Below are 17,726 nucleotides of genomic sequence, written 5' to 3' on the forward strand. Positions count from 1 at the left end.
GCGAACCGTCCTCAGGAGGGGTCGGCGGCGGGCTCGCCGGCGAGCAGGGCGAAGCCCTGCCGGGCGAGGTCCGCGCGAGACAGGGCGCGCGCCCGCGCCCGGGCGCGCCCGACCACGTCCGCGCCCACGGCACCGGCGACCTGGGCCCACGCGTTCTCGTGCCGCAGGGCGGGCTGGTCCTGGCGCGAGCCCATCCGCTCGGCGAGCGCGACGAGGAGGGCGCCCTCCTCCGCACCCGGCCCCGGGTGCCGGCCGGCGTCGAGCACCGCGGCGACGCCGAGCGCGAGGAACGCCGTCCCGGCGACGGGATAGTCGACGAAGTGGGGCCGGGCCCGGTGCATCGCGAGCACGACCTCGCGGAGCTCCGCGGCGACGTCCGCGGCCCGCCCCCCGTCCTCGGACGCACCCCGACCGGCCCCCGTGCCGGTCCCGGCGAGACGCACCAGCCACGACGACACGAGGAGCACGTACCAGGGCGACCAGCGCGCGTCGCCGTCGAACGACGCCGCCGCCTGCCCGTAGAGCTCCAGGGCGGCGGCGTCGTCGCCGTGCAGCGCCGCGACCTCCGCGCGCGCCATCGCGACGACGGACCGCACGTCCGCCGGGACGTCCGGGCCCACGGGTCCGTGCTCGACCGCGCCCGCGAGCGCCGCGAGCATCCGCTCGGCGCGCGCCGTCTCCCCGAGGGTCACTGCGGCGGACATCTCGACCCAGTCGAGCTGCTGCAGCGTCGCCGTCGCGCCGAGGGCTCGCAGGTGGTCGCGCGCCGCGCGCGCCCAGCGACCGACGTCCACGGCGTCCCCCGCCTCGCTCGCGCAGGACGCGAGGAACATCGCCGTGGTGGCGCGCGCCGCGACGTCGTCGCGGGCCACCGCGCGGTCGTGCGCGCGCTCGCCCCAGCGCCGGGCCTCGGCGAGCCGGCCCTCGTTCTCGGCGGTCTGGGCCGTCGTGAACTCGGCGAGCATCGCCACGAACGCGTCGTCGGACGCGCGCAGCCCGGCGAGCGTCGCCTCCATCTCCTCCTGGCTGCGGACGGTGAGCAGGCGGGCGAGGGCACGGGTGCGCGGCCCGGCCTCGGGGCGTCGCAGCAGCCGGCGCAGGCGGCCGAGGGCGCGGGCCGTCAGCTCGGGCCGGGCGAACGCGCTCGCCCCCGCGACGGCCGCGAGCGCGAGGGCGGCGTGCTGGACGTCGCCGGACGGCACGTCCCACCCGACGACGGACTCGAGGACCACCTCGACGAGCCCGGTGGCCTGGTCCTCGACGCCGAGCAGGAGCCAGGAGCCGGTGAGCGCGGTGAAGACACGCACGACGACGTCGGGGCGCTCGTCCCGCACCGCCTCACGGAGCGCGAAGACGAGGTTCTCCTGCTCGCGGCGCAGGTCCGTCGCCGCGGCGGCCTGGTCCCCGCCCACGAGCGCGTCGGCGCACCGCGTCGCGAGGTGGGCCGCCCACCGCTGCACGGCCTCGCGCGCCGGTCCCGTCGTCCCGGCGGCCTCGAGCCGGAGGGCACCGAACTCGCGCACCGTCTCGAGCATCCGGTACCGCACGACGCCGTCGTCCTCGGTGACGCGCAGCAGCGACTGGGCGACGAGCCCGTCGAGCGCGTCGAGGACCTCCCAGGCCGGCGCCCGCGACGGCGCCCGGCCCCCGGCGTCGGACACGGCCTGCGCCGCCGCGGCGGAGAAGCCGTCTGGGAAGACGGCGACGCGGCACAGCAGGTCCTGCTCGGCCGGACCCAGCAGGTTCCAGCTCCACTCGATCACCGCCTCGAGCGTGCGGTGCCGGTCGGGGGCGGTCCGGTCCCCGGAGCGCAGGAGCGCGAAGCGCTCGTCGAGGTGACCTTCCACCTCCTCGACGCTCAGGGTCCGCACGCGCGCCGCCGCGAGCTCGATGGCGAGCGGCAGCCCGTCGAGGCGGTCGCACAGCCGCGCGACGACGGCGGGCGGCAGGCTCGCGCCCGGCCGGACCGCGCGGGCACGCTCGACGAAGAGGCGCACGGCGGGGCCGTCGCCCGCGCCCGCACGGAGCGGCTCGAGCGGGTAGACGAGCTCGGCGGCGAGCCGGAGCGGCGACCTGCTCGTCGTGAGCACCACGAGCCCGGGCGCCGCGCCGAGCAGGTCGGCGGCCCAGAGCGCGGCACCGTCGAGGACGTGCTCGCAGTTGTCCAGCACGAGCAGCACCGAGCGTCCCCGTACCCGGTCGAGCACCTGTTCGCGCAGCTCGGGAGCGGCGAGGCGGTCGGCGAGCCGTCCGGTGCGGGCCGGCGGGGAGATGCCCAGGCCGTCGGCGAGCGCCACGACGACGTCCGCGTCCGACCGCACGCCCGCGAGCTCGACGACGACCACCAGGTCGACCGTGCCGGTCGCCGCCGTGCGCCGCGCGACCTCCTGCGCGAGGCGCGTCTTGCCGAGGCCGCCGGGGCCGAGGACGGTCACGAGCCGGGCCCGCGCGAGCGCGTCCTGGACGGCGTCGACGTCGTCGTCCCGACCGACGAGCGCGTCCGGCGCCGCCCGTAGTCCACGCACGGACGTGGTGCGACCGACCGGCGGGTCGTCGCCGAGGTGGGCTCCCCCGCCGTCAGCCGGCCCGCCGCGCTCGGCCGGAGGACGGGACACGCGGTCGGGCGAGGCGTCGGACGGGGCGTCGGGCGCGGAGGACGACCTGCCGAGCAGGTCAGCGGCGAGCTGCCGGAGGTCCGGGGCGGGGTCGGTGCCGAGCTCGCGGACGAGCGCGTGCCGCAGGCGCGCATAGGCGGCGAGGGCCTCGCGCTCCCGGCCCGACGCCGCGAGGCTCGTCATGAGGTCGCGCGCGGCGTCCTCGTCGGTCCCGTCCTCGTCGAGCGCCGCGGACGCCAGCGGGATCACGGTCGCGTGGTCCCCGGCGGCCGCGGCAGCCGACCTCAGTGCGACGGTCAGCCCGGCCCGCAGCCGCGCGGCCTCCGTGCGCAGCGCCTGCGCGACGGGGCTGGGAACGCCTGCACCCGGTTCCTCGTCGGTCCACGAGGCGAGCGCGGCGCGCAGGTCGTCCACGACCGCGGCGGCGCCGTCGGCGTCCCGGCCGCCCTCCTGGGCTCGGGTGAGCGCGCCGCGCGCGCGGGAGAGCGCCCCGCGTGCGAGGTCGAGATCGCTCGGCGCGCCGAGCGGGTAGCCCCCGGCGCGCGAGAGCACGGTCCCCGGCGCCGCGTCCCGCCGCAGCCGTGACACGAGGCTCTGCAGCGCGGCGCGCGGGTCCTGCGGCGCGTCCGGGCCCCACAGGTCCTCGACGAGCGAGGCCACCCCGAGCGTCCGACCGCCCGCGAGCGCGAGCGCGACCACGAACGCCGCCGCGCGCGGCCCCCGCGGGGCGACGGCCCGGCCGTCGGGCCCGGGCACGCGGACCGGCGCGAGGACGCGCACGAGCGTCTCGGGCGGTGCCGGGAGGTCGTCGTGGTCGCGCACGGCGGAGAACACTAGTCCTCGGCGCCGACGCCGTCCCGCGTGCGGGGGCGCGTCAGCCCCCGCGGCGCTCCGGCCACGGCGCGTCGGCGGGGCGCAGGGAGGTCCAGCCGCCCGCGCGCGACGTCGCAGCGGCGAGGATCCCGACGACCGCCGACGGGTTGTGCAGCGCGCCCCCGAGGACGGCGGCCACCGCGTCGTCGAGCGGGACCCACCGCAGCTCCATGTCGAGCTCCTCGGCCTCGCGCTCGAACCGCTCGTCGTCCGGCACGGGCGACAGGTCGCGCGCCAGGAACACCCGGAGCGCCTCGTTCGACCCGCCGGGCGTCGTGAAGTAGTCCACGAGCACGTCCCACCGCGCCGCCCGCAGGTCCGCCTCCTCGGCGAGCTCGCGGGCCGCGGCGACGCGCCCGTCCTCGCCCACGACGTCGAGCAGGCCGGCGGGCACCTCCCACAGCTCGCGTCGCACCGGGTGGCGGTACTGGCGCAGCAGCAGGACCTGCTCGTCGGCGTCGAGGGCGACGATCGCGACCGCGCCGGGGTGGTCGAGGTACTCGCGCGTGACGCGGCCGCCGTCCCCGAGGTCGACGACGTCGGACCGCAGGTCGAACACGCGGCCCTCGTGCACGACCGCCGTCTCGACGACCGGCCGGGGCGCGAGCGCGTCCACGACCGGGTGCTCGCCGGCCACTCAGTCCGCCTGGTTCTCGAGCGCGGCCCGGACGAGCCCGCTGAACAGCGGGTGCGAGCGCGTGGGGCGCGACTTGAACTCCGGGTGCGCCTGCGTGCTCACGTAGTACGGGTGGACGTCCGCGGGGAGCTCGACGAACTCGACGAGCGACGAGTCGGGCGACGTGCCGCTGATGACGAGCCCCGCCTCCTCGAGCTGCTGGCGGTAGGTGTTGTTCACCTCGTAGCGGTGGCGGTGGCGCTCGGTGACGCGCTCCGCGCCGTAGGTCTTCGCGACGACCGACCCCGGGGTGAGCGCGGCCTCGTAGGAGCCCAGGCGCATCGTGCCGCCGAGGTCACCGTCGCCGCCGACGATCGCGAGCTGCTCCTCCATGGTCGCGATGACGGGGTGCGACGTGCCCGGGTCGAACTCGGTCGAGGACGCGTCGTCGATGCCGAGCACGTTGCGCGCGTACTCGATGACCATCGACTGCAGGCCCAGGCAGATGCCGAGCGTCGGGACCCTGTTCTCGCGCGCCCAGCGCAGCGCGCCGAGCTTGCCCTCGATGCCCCGCACGCCGAACCCGCCGGGCACGAGGACGGCGTCCACGCCGTGCAGCGCGTCGTCCGCGCCCTCGGGCGTCTGGCACTCGTCGGACGCGACCCAGCGGATCGTGACCTTCGCGTCGTTCGCGAACCCGCCGGCGCGCAGCGCCTCCGTCACGGAGAGGTAGGCGTCCGGGAGGTCGATGTACTTGCCGACGAGCGCGACCTCGACGCGGTGGGCGGGCTGGTGCACGCGCTCGAGGAGCTGGCTCCAGCCGTCCCAGTCGACGTCGTGGAACGGCAGGCCGAGGCGGCGCACGACGTAGGCGTCCAGGCCCTCCGAGTGCAGCACGCGCGGGATGTCGTAGATGCTCGGCGCGTCGATCGCGTTGACGACCGCCTCGTTGTCGACGTCGCACATGAGGGCGATCTTGCGCTTCACCGGCTCGGGCACCACGCGGTCCGCGCGCAGCACGATCGCGTCGGGCTGGATGCCGATGGACCGCAGCGCCGCCACGGAGTGCTGCGTGGGCTTCGTCTTGAGCTCGCCCGACGGGCCGATGTACGGCACGAGCGACACGTGGAGGAAGAAGACGTCGTCCCGGCCGAGCTCGTGGCGTACCTGGCGGGCCGCCTCGAGGAAGGGCTGCGACTCGATGTCGCCGACCGTGCCGCCGATCTCGGTGATGATGACGTCGACGTCCTCACCGGCCTGGGCGCGCATGCGCGTCTTGATCTCGTCGGTGATGTGCGGGATGACCTGGACCGTGTCACCGAGGTACTCGCCGCGCCGCTCGCGCGCGATCACCTGGGAGTAGACCTGGCCGGTCGTGACGTTCGCGGAGGCCTCGAGGTCGACGTCGAGGAAGCGCTCGTAGTGGCCGATGTCGAGGTCCGTCTCGGCGCCGTCCTCGGTGACGAACACCTCGCCGTGCTGGAACGGGTTCATCGTCCCGGGGTCGACGTTGAGGTACGGGTCGAGCTTCTGCATGGTGACGCGCAGGCCGCGCGAGCGGAGCAGACGACCGAGGCTGGACGCGGTGAGGCCCTTGCCGAGCGAGGAGGCGACGCCGCCGGTGACGAAGACGTGCGCGGTGCGGTGCTCGGTACGAGCGCCCGAGGCGTTGAGGCGGGAGGAGGGCCGGTTCAGGTGATCTGCCACGGAACTCCATCCTAACAGCGTGCCCGACGACGGCACGCGGACCCGAGGGTCGGTCCGCTCACACCGGGCGGCGCGGCGAGCCGGGCGCACCGCGGCGCAGGACGCCCAGGAGGGCCGCGCGGTCGCCGACGAGCGACACGCCGACGACGACCACGCCCGCGACGAGGGCAGCGAGGGCCCCGACACCGACGGCGGGCAGCCAGCCCGCGTCGTCGGGCAGCAGGACGCTCGACAGCGCCGAGCCCGCGAGCGCGCCCAGGGCCACGCCGACCGCGACGACGACGAGCGTCCGCGGGACGCCGCGCGTCGCCTCCGGGCCGGCGTGGCGGCGCGTCGCGAGGAGCAGGCCGGCCCCCGCGACCGACATCCCGACCGCGGTCGCGAGGCCGAGCTGCAGGAGCACCCCGGCCTGGTCGCGGGCACCCGTGAGGGCGGGGAGCGCGTACGCGGTCGCCGCCACGACGAGCCAGCCCGCGGCGGTCACGACGACCGCGACCCGCTGGCGGTCGATCGTGTACAGCGCGCGCGACAGGTGCAGGATCAGCGAGAACCCGACGATGCCGACCGCCATCGCGGCGACCGCTCCCCCGAGCCCGTCGACCGAGCCCTTCGCGATGCGGGCGAAGACCGCCTCGACGGCCGCCGACGCGGCGATCAGCGCCGCGACCCCGAGCCCCGCCACGACGAGCAGCGTGCGCGTCGTGGTCGCGAGCAGGCGCCGGTAGGCGTCGTGCCGGGCGTGCGCGACGTGCTCGGCGAGGCGCGGGAACGTGCTCGTCGCGAGCGGGAAGGCCAGCACCGCGTACGGGAGCAGGTAGACCTGCTGGGCGTACCAGTAGGTCGGGAACGTCTGCTCCGGTCCGAACCGGTAGGCGGCGCCCATGATCGCGAGCACCGAGAGCTGCTGCGCGACGAGCGCCCCCACGCCCGCGAACGCCAGGTTGCGCGCCCGGACCGCCTCGCCGCCCGGGAAGCGCAGCGTGGGCCGCAGGCGGACGCCCAGCCGGTGCACGGGGAGCACGAGGGGCAGCGCGAGGACGGCCACGCCCGCCGTCGTGCCCCAGCCGAGCCACGCGATGGCCTGGCCCGAGAGCGCGGCGACGTCCTTCTGGTTCCCGCCCGCGAGGCCCGCGAACACGAGGAAGACGACGATGACCGCGACGCTCGACAGGAGCGGCGAGAACGCCTGCCAGAAGAACCGCTTGTGCGCCTGGAGGATGCTCCCGAGCACGACCGCCAGCCCGTACAGCGGGACCTGGACCGCGAACACGCGCACGAACGTCGCCGTGACGTCGACGAGCTCCGGGTGCTTCGGCAGCATGAGGAGGGACGCGATCGGCTGCGCGAGGAGCGCGAGCAGCACCCCGAGCGGGACGAGCACGACGAGCGTCCACCCGAGCAGGGCCGAGGCGATGCGCGAGACCTCCGTGCCCGCGCGCCGGGCGATGGGCCCGGCGAGGAGGGGGACCACCGAGCCGGCGAGCGCGCCGCCCGCGGCGACCTCGAACAGCACGTTCGGCAGGAGGTTCGCGGCGGTGAACGCCGACCCGACGCCCTCGGTGCCGACGGCGGCGGACTGCACGAGCGACCGCGCGAAGCCGACGAGGCGGCTCGCGATCGTCACGAGCGTGATCATCGCGGCGGCGCCCGCCAGGGTGCCCGTGGCGGCACGCAGCCGCCCCGCCCGCGCGCTCACGCCGGGCGCCGGCCCCACGCGTCCACGCGCCGCAGCACGTCGTTGCCCTCGATGACCTTCGAGAAGCTCACCTTCTCGCTCGCGAGGGTGAGCCCCACGACGCCCGCGAGCGCGAGCCAGCGCACCGGGCGGGGCGCGGTGAACGCGACCTGGGAGCCGAGCGCGGCACCGAGCGCGTTCGCGCCGCAGTCGCCGAGCATGTCGCGCTCGCCGAGGTCACCCGGCGCCGCGGCGACGGCCGCGCCGAGGACGGCGCCTGTCGTCGGCGCCGCGGCGGTACCGAGGTACGGGAGCGACGCCACCCCGGCGGCCTTGAGGGCGCGCCCCGGGCGCAGGTCGAGGAGGTTGAGCAGGTTCGCGGTGCCGGCCATGAGCGCGCCGTTCACGCCCACGTCCACGAGGTGCCCGAAGGCACCGCCCGTGCGGCGCGTGCCGATCGCCGCCGCGACGAGCGAGACGCCGCTGATCCCGAGGACCTTGAGCGCGCCCGTCGTGACACGACCCTCCGCGAGCGCGCCGAGGTGGCCACGCAGCCCCTTGGTGCGGCTCGTGGTGTCCTCCGCGAGGTCGTCGACGAGACCGAACGTGCCCGCGCTGGCCGTCGCGAGGGCGACCGCCCCGCGCGTGCGGGCGTCGCCGCCCGCCGCGAGCGTCGCGGCGACGAGGCCGGCAGCCACCGCCGGGCCCTCGAGCAGGCTGATGGGCTCGCCCCGGTGGTTGGTCCGGGTCCAGCGCTCCGCGCCCCCAGGCGCGCGCGACCCGGCCGCGCGGCGTGCCACGGTGGTCACCGTCGCGGCGACGCCGGCGGCAGCGAGCGTGCGCAGCGCGCGCCCCACGTCAGCCCTCCCCCGCGCCGGCGTCGGCCTGCTCGACGTGGGCCCCGTCACCGGCCGGGTCGCCCTCAGCGTCCCCTGCCCCGGCGTCCTGCGCGCCCGCGGGGGACGCCGTCGTGCGCGTCACCGGCGGGAGCTCGACCGCGGGCGGGAGGACGGCCGTCGCGCTCTCCTCGAACCCGAACTGACCCACCTGGTCCGCGAGCCGCGCCGCGAGCGCGAGCGGGACGTTGATCCGGCCCGGCTCGGCCTCGATGCCGCTGACGGTCGAGACGGCCGAGGCGAGGTCCTCGTTCGCGCGGATCGTCGAGACGACGTCGCCCGAGACCGCCGTGGGGCCCGCGACCAGCGCGGCGTCGGCCACCTCCTGCGCGGCGACGGCCACCTGGACCTCGATGTCGACCGCGTACGTGTCGGGTGCGGGCGGCTCCTCGCCCTCCGTGGCGGGGGTCGCCGGCGAGGGCGCGGAGCCCCCGAGCAGCAGGACCACGTCCGCCGGCAGCGTCTGCTCGGAGACCACGTCGACGAGCGCGAAGCGCTCGAGCAGCGCCTCGAGCTCGACCGCCTCGGGGCTGCGCTCCTCCGTGCTCGACGGCGCCGCCCCGGTGAGCGAGAGCGCGAGCGCGCGCGCCAGGCGCTGCTCGGGGGTCGCGTCCTGCGGGACGTCGCCCAGCTTGTCGCCAAGGCCCTCGGCCACCGTCTGCCGCGCGCTCTCCTCGTCCTGGCTCGTCCACGAGTCCGTGAGGCGCACGTGCCCGACGACGGACGCACCCGCCGTCTCGAGCTGCGCGGTGATCGCGTCGTCGCGCTCGTCGTCCGCACCGTCCAGGTCGACGACCGCCACGCGACGGTCCTGGAGGGACCCCGCGACGAGCTGCGGACCCGCGGCCTCGATGTACCGGGCGTCGTCGCCGAGCGTCACGTTCGCCCGGTCGAGCTGGTCGCGCAGCTCGTTGCGCTCGGTGCGCAGCTGCTCGACCTGGCCGGTGAGCTGGTCGCCGATCGCGCCCTGGAGGGGGCCCGCGCCGAGGATGATCCCCACGGCGAGCGCCAGGAAGACCGAGATCAACGAGACGATGTGGTACCTGAAGTCGATCACTGTGCGGTGGTGTCCTTCGGTTCGAGCTGCTGCGTGCTGGCAAGGGTCAGGGTCGGCGCTGTCCGCCGGAGGGCACGCGCCGGAGGCACGTGCGCGGGCCGTCGACGACGACGGCCCGGCGGGCTCAGCCGCCGCCCGAGAAGAGCGTCCCGATCCACGACCACAGGTCGTCGAAGCGGGCGCCCACGATCCCGAAGAACGTCTGGCCCGCCGCCGTCGACCACAGCGCCGCGACGACGGCGAGGAGCCCGGCGAGCGACAGGAGCCAGAGCTGGAGGTTGGAGATCCGGTGCCGGTACAGGCGCGACACACCCTTGGCGTCGACGAGCTTGCCGCCGACGCGGAGACGGGTGAGGAACGTGCTCGCCATGCCCGCACGACCCTTGTCGAGGAACTCGACGAGCGTCGCGTGCGTGCCGACGGCGACGATGACCTCGGCGCCCTTGTCGTCGGCGAGGAGCATCGCGATGTCCTCGCTCGTGCCGGTCGCCGGGAAGACGACGGGCTCGACGCCGAGCTCCTGCACGCGCTCGAGGCCGGGCGCCTTGCCGTCGCGGTAGGCGTGCACGACGATCTCCGCGCCGCTGCTCAGCGCGCGGTCGGAGACCGAGTCCATGTCGCCGACGATCATGTCGGGCTTCCATCCCGCGTCGAGGATCGCGTCGGCGCCGCCGTCCACGCCGATGAGCACCGGGCGGTACTCCGTGATGTAGGGACGCAGCGTCGCGAGGTCCTCGCGGTAGTGGTAGCCGCGGACGACGATGAGGACCTGACGCCCCTCGATGGACGTGCGGATGTCCGGGACGCCGACGCCGTCGAGCAGGAGGTCCCGCTCGCGCCGCAGGTAGTTCATCGTGTTCTCGGCGAACGACTCGATCTCGACCGAGAGGTTCGCGCGCGCCTCCTCGAGGCTGCGCGCGACCGTCTCCTCGCTCTGCAGCACGCCCTCGGCGACGAGGTCGTCGCCCAGGTACACCTTGCCGCCGTCGAGCCGCACCACGCGACCCTCGGGGATCGCCATGATCGCGGGGCCCAGGTCGTCGACGAGCACGATGCCGGCCTCGACGAGGACGTCGGGTCCGAGGTTCGGGTAGCGTCCCGAGACCGACTTGGCCGCGTTGAGCACGGCGGACGGCCTCGCGGCGACGAGCGCGTCGGCGGCGACCCGGTCGATGTCGACGTGGTCGATCACCGCGACGTCGCCCGGGTTGAGCCGCTTCGTGAGCGCCTTCGTGCGCGCGTCGACCTTGGCCGGGCCGAGCGTGCCGGACCCGGCCTCCGGCAGGGAGGCTTTGCGCAGAGTGAGTCTCATCGTGCCCTATCGTCCCACGACCGACGACTCCAGAAGCTCCACCGCGTGGCGGCGGGCCGTGTCGGAGTCCTCCTGGCCCGAGAGCATCCGCGCAAGCTCGCGGACACGCTCCTCCCCCGTGACCTCGCGCACACCGGTGACCGTGACCGCGGTCGCCGGGTCGCCGTCGCCCGACGCCTTCGTGACGACGAGCTGCACGTCGGCGAACGCGGCGACCTGCGCGAGGTGGGTGACCACGACGACCTGGGTGCGGCGCGCGAGCGACGCGAGCCGGCGCCCCACCTCCACGGCCGCCTTGCCCCCGACCCCCGCGTCGACCTCGTCGAACACGAACGTGGGCAGCACCTGCCCGGTGCCGTCGACGGCGGCCGTCGCGAGCGCGACCTCGATGGCGAGCATGACGCGCGAGAGCTCGCCGCCCGACGCGCCCTTGCCGAGCGGGCGCGCGGGCGCGCCGGCGTGCGCGACGAGCGAGAACGTCACCGCGTCGACGCCCCACGGGCCGGGCTCCTCGGCGCGCTCGACGTCGACGACGAGGCTCGCCCCGCCCATCGCGAGCCCGCGCAGCTCCTCGGTCACGGCCGTCGCGAGCTCGGCGGCGGCCCGCTCGCGCGAGGCCGTGATCGCCGTGCCGAGCCGGTCCAGCTCCGCGTCGAGCTCGTCCCGGCGTGCCGTCGCGGCCTGGAGCCGCTCGCCGCCGTCGTCCAGGTCCAGGAGCCGCAGCCCGGCGTCGCTCGCCCAGGCGAGGACGTCGTCGACCGTCTCCCCGTAGCTGCGCGTGAGCGTCCCCAGCTCGGCGAGGCGCGCGTGCGCGGACTCGAGGCCCGCCGGGTCCGCCGCCAGGTCCTCGACGTAGCCCGAGATCTCCGTCGCGACGTCCGCGAGCACGTAGCCCACCTCGGCGAGCCGCCCGGCGAGGCGTGCGAGCGCCGGGTCCGTCCCGGCCACCGACTCGAGCGCGCGGCGCGCGCGGTCGACCGACACGACGGCGTTCTCCTGCGGCTCGGCGGCCTCGTCGCCCGCGACGGCGTCGTGCGCGAGCTGCGCGGCGACCCGGAGCTCCTCGACGTTCCCGAGGCGTGCGACGAGCGCGGTGAGCTCGACGTCCTCGCCCGGCTGCGGCGCGACCCGCTCGACCTCGGCGAGCCCGAGGCGCAGCAGCTCCGCCTCCCGGGCACGCTCGCCCGCGCGCGTCTCGATGTCGTCGATCTGGGCCTGCAGCGCCGAGCGCTCGGCCCACGCCTCGCGGTACTGCCCGAGGAGCTCGGCGTGCTGCGGCCCCGCGAACGCGTCGAGCGCCGCGCGCTGACGGCTCGCCGTGCGCAGCCGGAGCTGGTCCGACTGGCCGTGCACCGTGACCAGGTCGTCGGCGATCTCCGCGAGGACGCCCTGCGGGACGCTGCGGCCGCCGAGGTGCGCGCGCGAGCGGCCCTCCGCGGCCACCGTGCGCAGGATGACGACCGAGCCGTCGTCGTCCACCTGCCCGCCCGCGTCGTCGACGCGCTGCGCGACCGCCGGCCGGTCCGCGACGCGCACCCGGCCCTCCACGACGGCGCTCGCCGCGCCCGGGCGCACCGTCGCCGGGTCCGCCTTGCCGCCCATGAGCAGGCCGAGGCCGGTGAGGACCATCGTCTTGCCGGCACCCGTCTCGCCCGTGATCACCGTCAGACCTGCGCCGACCGGGACGCGCGCCGACCGGATGACCCCGAGGTTCTCGATCGCGATCTCCTCGAGCACGCTCACTCCTCCTCGTCCGTGGTGCCCCCGTCGCCGGGGAGCCTGCCCGTCTCGCCCGCGCCGCCCGGAGCGGCGGCGGCGCGCTCCGCGGCGGTGCCCGCCGTCGCGGCGACGCTCGCCGCGCGCTCGCGCCACCCGACCACCGGCAGCGAGAACTTCGACACCAGCCGGTCCGTGAACGGCGCCGTGCTCAGGCGCGCGAGACGCAGCGGCGTGTCGGAGCGCCGCACCTCGACGCGCGAGCCGTTCGGCAGGTCGATGCGGCGCCGGCCGTCGCACGTGAGGACGCCCGACGACGCCGAGTCCGGCAGCACGTCCACCGTGATCGTCGACCGGGGGCCGACGACGAGCGGGCGCGCGAACAGCGCGTGCGCCGCGAGCGGCACGACGAGCACGGCGTCGACCTCGGGCCACATCACGGGGCCGCCGGCCGAGAACGCGTGCGCCGTCGAGCCCGTCGCCGTGGCCGTGATGACGCCGTCGCACCCGAACGACGAGAGCGGGCGGCCGTCGACGCCGAGCACGACCTCGATCATCCGCTCGCGCTGCGCCTTCTCCACCGTCGCCTCGTTGAGCGCCCAGCCGACGAGCGGCTCCGGCTCGCCCGGCAGGTAGGCACGGACCTCGACGATCGTGCGCTCCTCGACCGTGTAGTCGAACGCCGCGAGGCGGCCGACCGCCGCGCGCAGGTCCTCGCGCTCGCTCTCCGCGAGGAACCCGACGTGGCCGAGGTTCACGCCCAGCAGCGGCACGCCCGTGCCGTGGGTGAGCTCCGCCGCGCGCAGGATCGTGCCGTCGCCGCCGAGCACGATGACGACCTCGGACTCCGCGACGCCCTCGCGCGCCCGCGTGCGCGCCATGTGGTCGCCGAACGTCTCGGCGAGGTCGTCGTCGTGCAGCGTCACCTCGAAACCGGCGCGCTCGAGCTCGCTCACCGCCTCGTGCAGCGCGACGACCGCCTCGGGGCGGCCGCCGTGGGTGACGATCAGGACGCGTCGCGTCACGCTGCTCCTCCGGTCAGGGGTCGGTCGGTGGTCGGGGTCGCACCCGGTGCGGCGTGCGGTGCCGGCGGCGGGACGGCCGCGGCGGAGGGTCGGGCGGGCGGTTCGGTGGACCGCTCGGCGGACGGGCCCACGGCGCGGGCGACCGCGACGACCGGGGGCGGCCCACCGTCGGGCCCGGGCTGCCACGCGACGGCCTGCGCCGCGGCGCCCTCGAGCGCCTCGTCCTCGAACGCCGCGCCGTCGGCCCGGCCCGGGTCCCCCGCGCGCAGCCACCAGAAGTACTCGCGGTTGCCGCTCGGACCGGGGAGCGGGCTCGGCACGACGGCGAGCGGCCGCAGCCCGACCAGCGCGGCGTGCCGCGCGACCGCGGCGACGACCTCGACGTGCAGCGCGGGGTCGCGGACGACCCCGCCGCTGCCGAGCCGCTCGCGGCCGACCTCGAACTGGGGCTTCACCAGCAGCAGGAGGTCCGTCCCGGGCCCGACGACGCCGGCCACGGCGGGCAGGACCATCGCCAGCGAGATGAACGAGAGATCGCCGACCACGACGTCGGGCACGACGCCCACGTGCTCGGGCGACAGGTCGCGCACGTTGAGCCCCTCGTGCACGACGACGCGCGGGTCGGCCCGCAGCGCGGGCACCAGCTGGTCGTGGCCCACGTCGACCGCGACGACCTCGCGCGCGCCGCGCCGCAGCAGCACGTCGGTGAACCCGCCCGTGGACGCGCCGAGGTCGAGGCATCGCGCGCCGTCGACGACCGGGGCGCGGGGCAGGGCCCCGGCCTCCCCCGCGCCCGTACGACCGGACGCGTCCAGCGCGTCGAGCACGCCCGCGAGCTTGAACGCGGCCCGGGACGCGTAGCCCGGGTCGTGCGGGTCGGGCGTCACCTCCACGAGGTCCTCGGGTCCGACGGCGGTCGACGGCTTGGTCAGCACCGTCCCGGCGCGCGTCACCCGGCCCGCCGCGACGAGCTCGGCCGCGTGCCGCCGTGATCGTGCGAGCCCGCGCCGGACGAGCTCGCCGTCCAGCCGGGCGCCGTCCCGCTCCCCCACGCTCAGTCCTCCGCGCGGGCCAGCTCGGCGACCAGCGCGTCGTGCACGGCCTCCAGCACCCCCACGTGGTCAGCCGTCGCGAGGCCGTCCAGCTCGGCGAGGCGAGCGAGGACCGGCTCGAGCGACACCTCGGCGTCGCCGACGTGCGCGTCGGCCGCACGGCCAGGGGGCGGACCGGGCACGGGTCGCTGCGGACCGTCCGTCATGTCCTGCCTCCTGTCTGGTCGCGCGTCGCCCGGAGCGTCGCCCCGGGACCGCGGACCACGCTACCGGTAGCGTCCCACGGACGAGGGCGCGCGGTGCCGGAAGCACGCCGCACGCCGCGCGCCGCCGCAGTGATCCGCCCGGCGTGCCGTCAGTGCGTCCCCACCGGGAGGTCGGGGACGCTCGCCGGGTCGACGGGCAGCCCGTCGTCGACCGCCGCCCAGGCGGCCGACGCCGCGGCTCGCACCGTGTCGACCGTCGCCGCGCCGCGCACGTCCAGGCGGAGCGCGCCGTCCTCGACGCGGGCCGCGCTGTCCCCGCACGCCCACCAGCCCTCGGCGTCGCGCTCGGGCGCGGGGTGCGGTTCGAGGAGGCTGCGCAGGTCCGCGCCCACGTAGTGCGGACGCAGCCCGGGCTCCGCGAGGATCGCGTCCCGCGCGGTGCTCACGCCCGTGAGGACGTGCAGACCGGGATAGCCCCCGGCCCGCGCTCCCGCGAGGTCGGTGTCCAGCCGGTCGCCGACGACGAGCGGCGCCTGCGCACCCGCCCGGTCAATCGCGAGGCCGTACATCGTGGGCGACGGCTTGCCCGCGCTGTCGGGCGTCACGCCCGTCGCGGCGCGCACCGCCCCGACGAGCGACCCGTTGCCCGGCGCGAAGCCGCGCGCGGTCGGGAGCGACAGGTCGAGGTTGCTCGCCACGTGCCACGCGCCGCGCTGGACGGCGTAGGCGGCCTCGGCGAGCTGGGTCCAGCCGAGCTCGGGCGCGAACCCCTGCGCGACGGCGTCGGGCTCGTCGTCCGCGCTCTCCACGACGACGAAGCCTGCCTCGCGCACGGCGGTCAGCAGACCCGCACCGCCGACGACGAGCACGCGCGCCCCCGGCTCGAGCCGGGTGCGCAGGAGCGCCGCGGCGGCCTGCGCCGCGGTCATCACCTCGTCCGGCGTCGTCGGGATGTCGAGACCGGTGAGCTGCTCGGCGACCGACTCCGGCTCGCGAGACGCGTTGTTCGTCACGAAGACGAGCCGCATCCCGCGCCCCCGCGCGGCCGTGAGGCCCTCGGACGCGTGCTCGATCGGCTCGTGCCCGCGGTACGCGACACCGTCGAGGTCGACGAGCGCGAGGTCGTAGCGGTCGGCGAGCGCGACGTCGCTCGCGAGCAGGCCGGCGGTCACCGGTCGCCCCCGTCCGTCGGCCGTTCGTCCGGGTCGGACGACGCCGGCCCGGCCTCGGCCGCGTCAGGAGCCGCCTCGGGCTCGCCGGTCGAGGCGTCCGGCTCGTCGCTCGTGACGTCCGTGTCCTCGTCCTCCTCCTCGAGCTCCTCGCTCAGGTCGTAGACGACGACGTCCTCGTCCTCCTCGCCCAGCGCGGCGGCCAGCAGGCGCGCGTCGATGCCGGCGAGGATCCCGGCGGCCTCCTCCGTGCGGCCGGCGAGCTCCAGGACGGACGCGCGCGCCTGGAGCACGCGCGCGCCGAGCTCGCCGCCGCGGCCGACCGGCGGCACGTTGTCGAGCGCGGCGAGGGCCGCGTCGAGCTCACCGAGGTCGACGCGCGCGCCGCTCACGACGATCGCCAGCTCGGTCCGGCCGACGTCGTCCAGGGTCGCGGCCTCGTCCGACGACGCGAGGGCGAGCGCACGCTCGGGACGCCCCAGACCGCGCTCGCAGTCGGCCATGATCGGGAGGTGCTCGGAGGACCCGTTGAGGCGGCGCACCGTCCGCAGCTCACGCAGCGCCTCGGCGTACCGCCCGGTCCGGTAGGCGGTCAGCCCCGCGGCCTCGCGCGCGACGTCGACGCGGCCGGCACGACGCACCGCGGCCTGGGCGTGCTCGTACGCGAGCTCCGGGTCGGTGTCGATGAGGCGGCCCGCCATGACGAGGTGACGCCCGACGACCTCGGCGGTGTCCTTGCTCAGCGTCCGGAGCCTGCCGCGCGCCGCGCGGTCGAGCTGGGAGATCTGCACGTCCTCGGGCAGGTCCGGGCCGGCAGGGTGCCGAGGCTCAGGACGTCGGTCGAAGCCCTCGCGGTCGCTACCGGCCCCGGCGCGCGGGGCGTGGCCCCGGCGCTCTCCCCCGGGACGGTCACCGCCGCGACGGTCGTCGCGCGGTCCGCCCGGTCCGCCCGGTCCGCGACGCCCGCCCGCGGCGTCGCGCTCGAAGCGCCCGCGACCAGCGTCTCCACCCCGTGCGGGTCGGTCCGCACCGTCGCGCCACGGACGCGACCCGGCGTCACCGTCCCGGGGACGCGACCGGTCGTCGCGCGCTGCGCCGTACTCACGGCGCGGACCGCGCGACGAGTCACCGCGCTCGCCCCACGCACCGCGACGGTCGGAACGGTCCCCACCCCGTGCGTCGGCGGACCCGCGCGAGCCGTCTCGCCGGTCGCGGTCCGGGCGCCCGCCCGAGCCGCGGCTCGCCCCGTCCCGTCCCGGACGATCGCTGCCCGGGCGGCCGCGGTCGTCGTCGCGCCGACCTCGGTAGCCGCCCTCGCCGCGGTCTCGCTGGTCCCCGGCGCCACGGCCGGCTCCCCGGGCGGGCCCGCCACGGCGATCGCCGGACGGCGCGCCGCCCTGCCGACCACGTCCCTCACGGGGAGGCTGCTGACGACCGTCACGGTCGCGTCGACCACCGCGGTCGTCGCCCGAGGACGGACGATCCGGCTCGGGCTCACGGGGGGTGTCGTTCACCGGGGTTCCCTCTCGTTCTGAAGTTTGCGCAGGCCATCCTCCCACGACGGGACGACGAGGCTCCTGCCGTGTCACGGGCGATCCGCTCACGATGTGGCGGCGCGGCGTCGCACCCGGCAACGGACGCACGGCGGCGTCCGGCAGACGTCGGCGGCTCTCGCTCGCGCTCCGGGCGACGTGCGGCCTGCAGCGCCGCCGGCGATCCGGCGTGCTGGGTGCGGAAATGCCGAAGGCCCACCCCGTGTGGGGTGGGCCTTCGGTGAAGGGTTGTCCGGCGGCGTCCTACTCTCCCA

General features: G+C 76.7%; 13 protein-coding genes. All 13 read right to left on the reverse strand.

Annotation, left to right across the window (positions count from 1 at the left end):
- Positions 1-11 precede the first annotated feature (11 nt).
- The 13 genes from AC3WT4_RS05580 to AC3WT4_RS05640 all read right to left on the reverse strand — a co-directional run bounded on the left by AC3WT4_RS05580 (position 12) and on the right by AC3WT4_RS05640 (position 16,710).
- A complete protein-coding gene (locus AC3WT4_RS05580) occupies positions 12-3,437 on the reverse strand; it encodes an AfsR/SARP family transcriptional regulator (protein ID WP_492314939.1) in 3,426 nt (1,141 codons plus the stop codon).
- 52 nt (positions 3,438-3,489) lie between these two features.
- On the reverse strand, positions 3,490-4,125 hold the full coding sequence (locus AC3WT4_RS05585; RefSeq protein WP_108051580.1) for an NUDIX domain-containing protein: 636 nt from the start codon (positions 4,123-4,125) through the stop codon (positions 3,490-3,492).
- Positions 4,126-5,811 (reverse strand): CTP synthase, encoded by a 1,686-nt coding sequence (gene pyrG / locus AC3WT4_RS05590; protein WP_492314940.1) that lies wholly within the window; start codon positions 5,809-5,811, stop codon positions 4,126-4,128.
- Between the two features lie 58 nt (positions 5,812-5,869).
- Complete coding sequence (gene murJ / locus AC3WT4_RS05595) at positions 5,870-7,507, reverse strand: murein biosynthesis integral membrane protein MurJ (protein WP_400113343.1); 1,638 nt, start codon at positions 7,505-7,507, stop codon at positions 5,870-5,872.
- Positions 7,504-8,343: a hypothetical protein gene (locus AC3WT4_RS05600; protein WP_074805949.1), complete on the reverse strand. Its 840-nt coding sequence runs from the start codon at positions 8,341-8,343 to the stop codon at positions 7,504-7,506. Before AC3WT4_RS05600 ends, murJ begins: the two co-directional genes overlap by 4 nt.
- A 1-nt stretch (position 8,344) precedes the next feature.
- A complete protein-coding gene (locus AC3WT4_RS05605) occupies positions 8,345-9,439 on the reverse strand; it encodes a copper transporter (protein WP_492314941.1) in 1,095 nt (364 codons plus the stop codon).
- 124 nt (positions 9,440-9,563) lie between these two features.
- Entirely contained in the window at positions 9,564-10,751 is a 1,188-nt protein-coding gene (steA, locus tag AC3WT4_RS05610; protein ID WP_074805944.1) for a putative cytokinetic ring protein SteA, read from the reverse strand.
- A gap of 6 nt (positions 10,752-10,757) precedes the next feature.
- Positions 10,758-12,488 carry a DNA repair protein RecN gene (gene recN / locus AC3WT4_RS05615; RefSeq protein ID WP_492314942.1) on the reverse strand — a complete coding sequence of 577 codons (1,731 nt, stop codon included), beginning with the start codon at positions 12,486-12,488 and terminating at the stop codon, positions 10,758-10,760.
- Between the two features lie 2 nt (positions 12,489-12,490).
- Positions 12,491-13,492, reverse strand: coding sequence for an NAD kinase (locus AC3WT4_RS05620; RefSeq protein WP_108051584.1), 1,002 nt, complete (start codon positions 13,490-13,492; stop codon positions 12,491-12,493).
- Positions 13,489-14,544 carry a TlyA family RNA methyltransferase gene (locus tag AC3WT4_RS05625; RefSeq protein ID WP_074805938.1) on the reverse strand — a complete coding sequence of 352 codons (1,056 nt, stop codon included), beginning with the start codon at positions 14,542-14,544 and terminating at the stop codon, positions 13,489-13,491. Before AC3WT4_RS05625 ends, AC3WT4_RS05620 begins: the two co-directional genes overlap by 4 nt.
- Positions 14,545-14,546: 2 nt before the next feature.
- On the reverse strand, positions 14,547-14,750 hold the full coding sequence (locus AC3WT4_RS05630) for a hypothetical protein (RefSeq protein ID WP_074805935.1): 204 nt from the start codon (positions 14,748-14,750) through the stop codon (positions 14,547-14,549).
- 149 nt (positions 14,751-14,899) lie between these two features.
- Positions 14,900-15,922: an HAD-IIA family hydrolase gene (locus tag AC3WT4_RS05635; RefSeq protein WP_257417110.1), complete on the reverse strand. Its 1,023-nt coding sequence runs from the start codon at positions 15,920-15,922 to the stop codon at positions 14,900-14,902.
- Entirely contained in the window at positions 15,919-16,710 is a 792-nt protein-coding gene (locus AC3WT4_RS05640; protein ID WP_492314943.1) for a hypothetical protein, read from the reverse strand. Before AC3WT4_RS05640 ends, AC3WT4_RS05635 begins: the two co-directional genes overlap by 4 nt.
- Positions 16,711-17,726 lie beyond the last annotated feature (1,016 nt).

The sequence above is a fragment of the Cellulosimicrobium sp. EB106-03-01-XG111 genome (assembly GCF_058792115.1).

What these genes read in the sequence shown, in the direction of transcription:
- AC3WT4_RS05630 (WP_074805935.1), bottom strand. Translation starts at nt 14,750, where the DNA reads ATGACGGACGGTCCGCAGCGACCCGTGCCCGGTCCGCCCCCTGGCCGT.
- steA (WP_074805944.1), bottom strand. Translation starts at nt 10,751, where the DNA reads ATGAGACTCACTCTGCGCAAAGCCTCCCTGCCGGAGGCCGGGTCCGGC.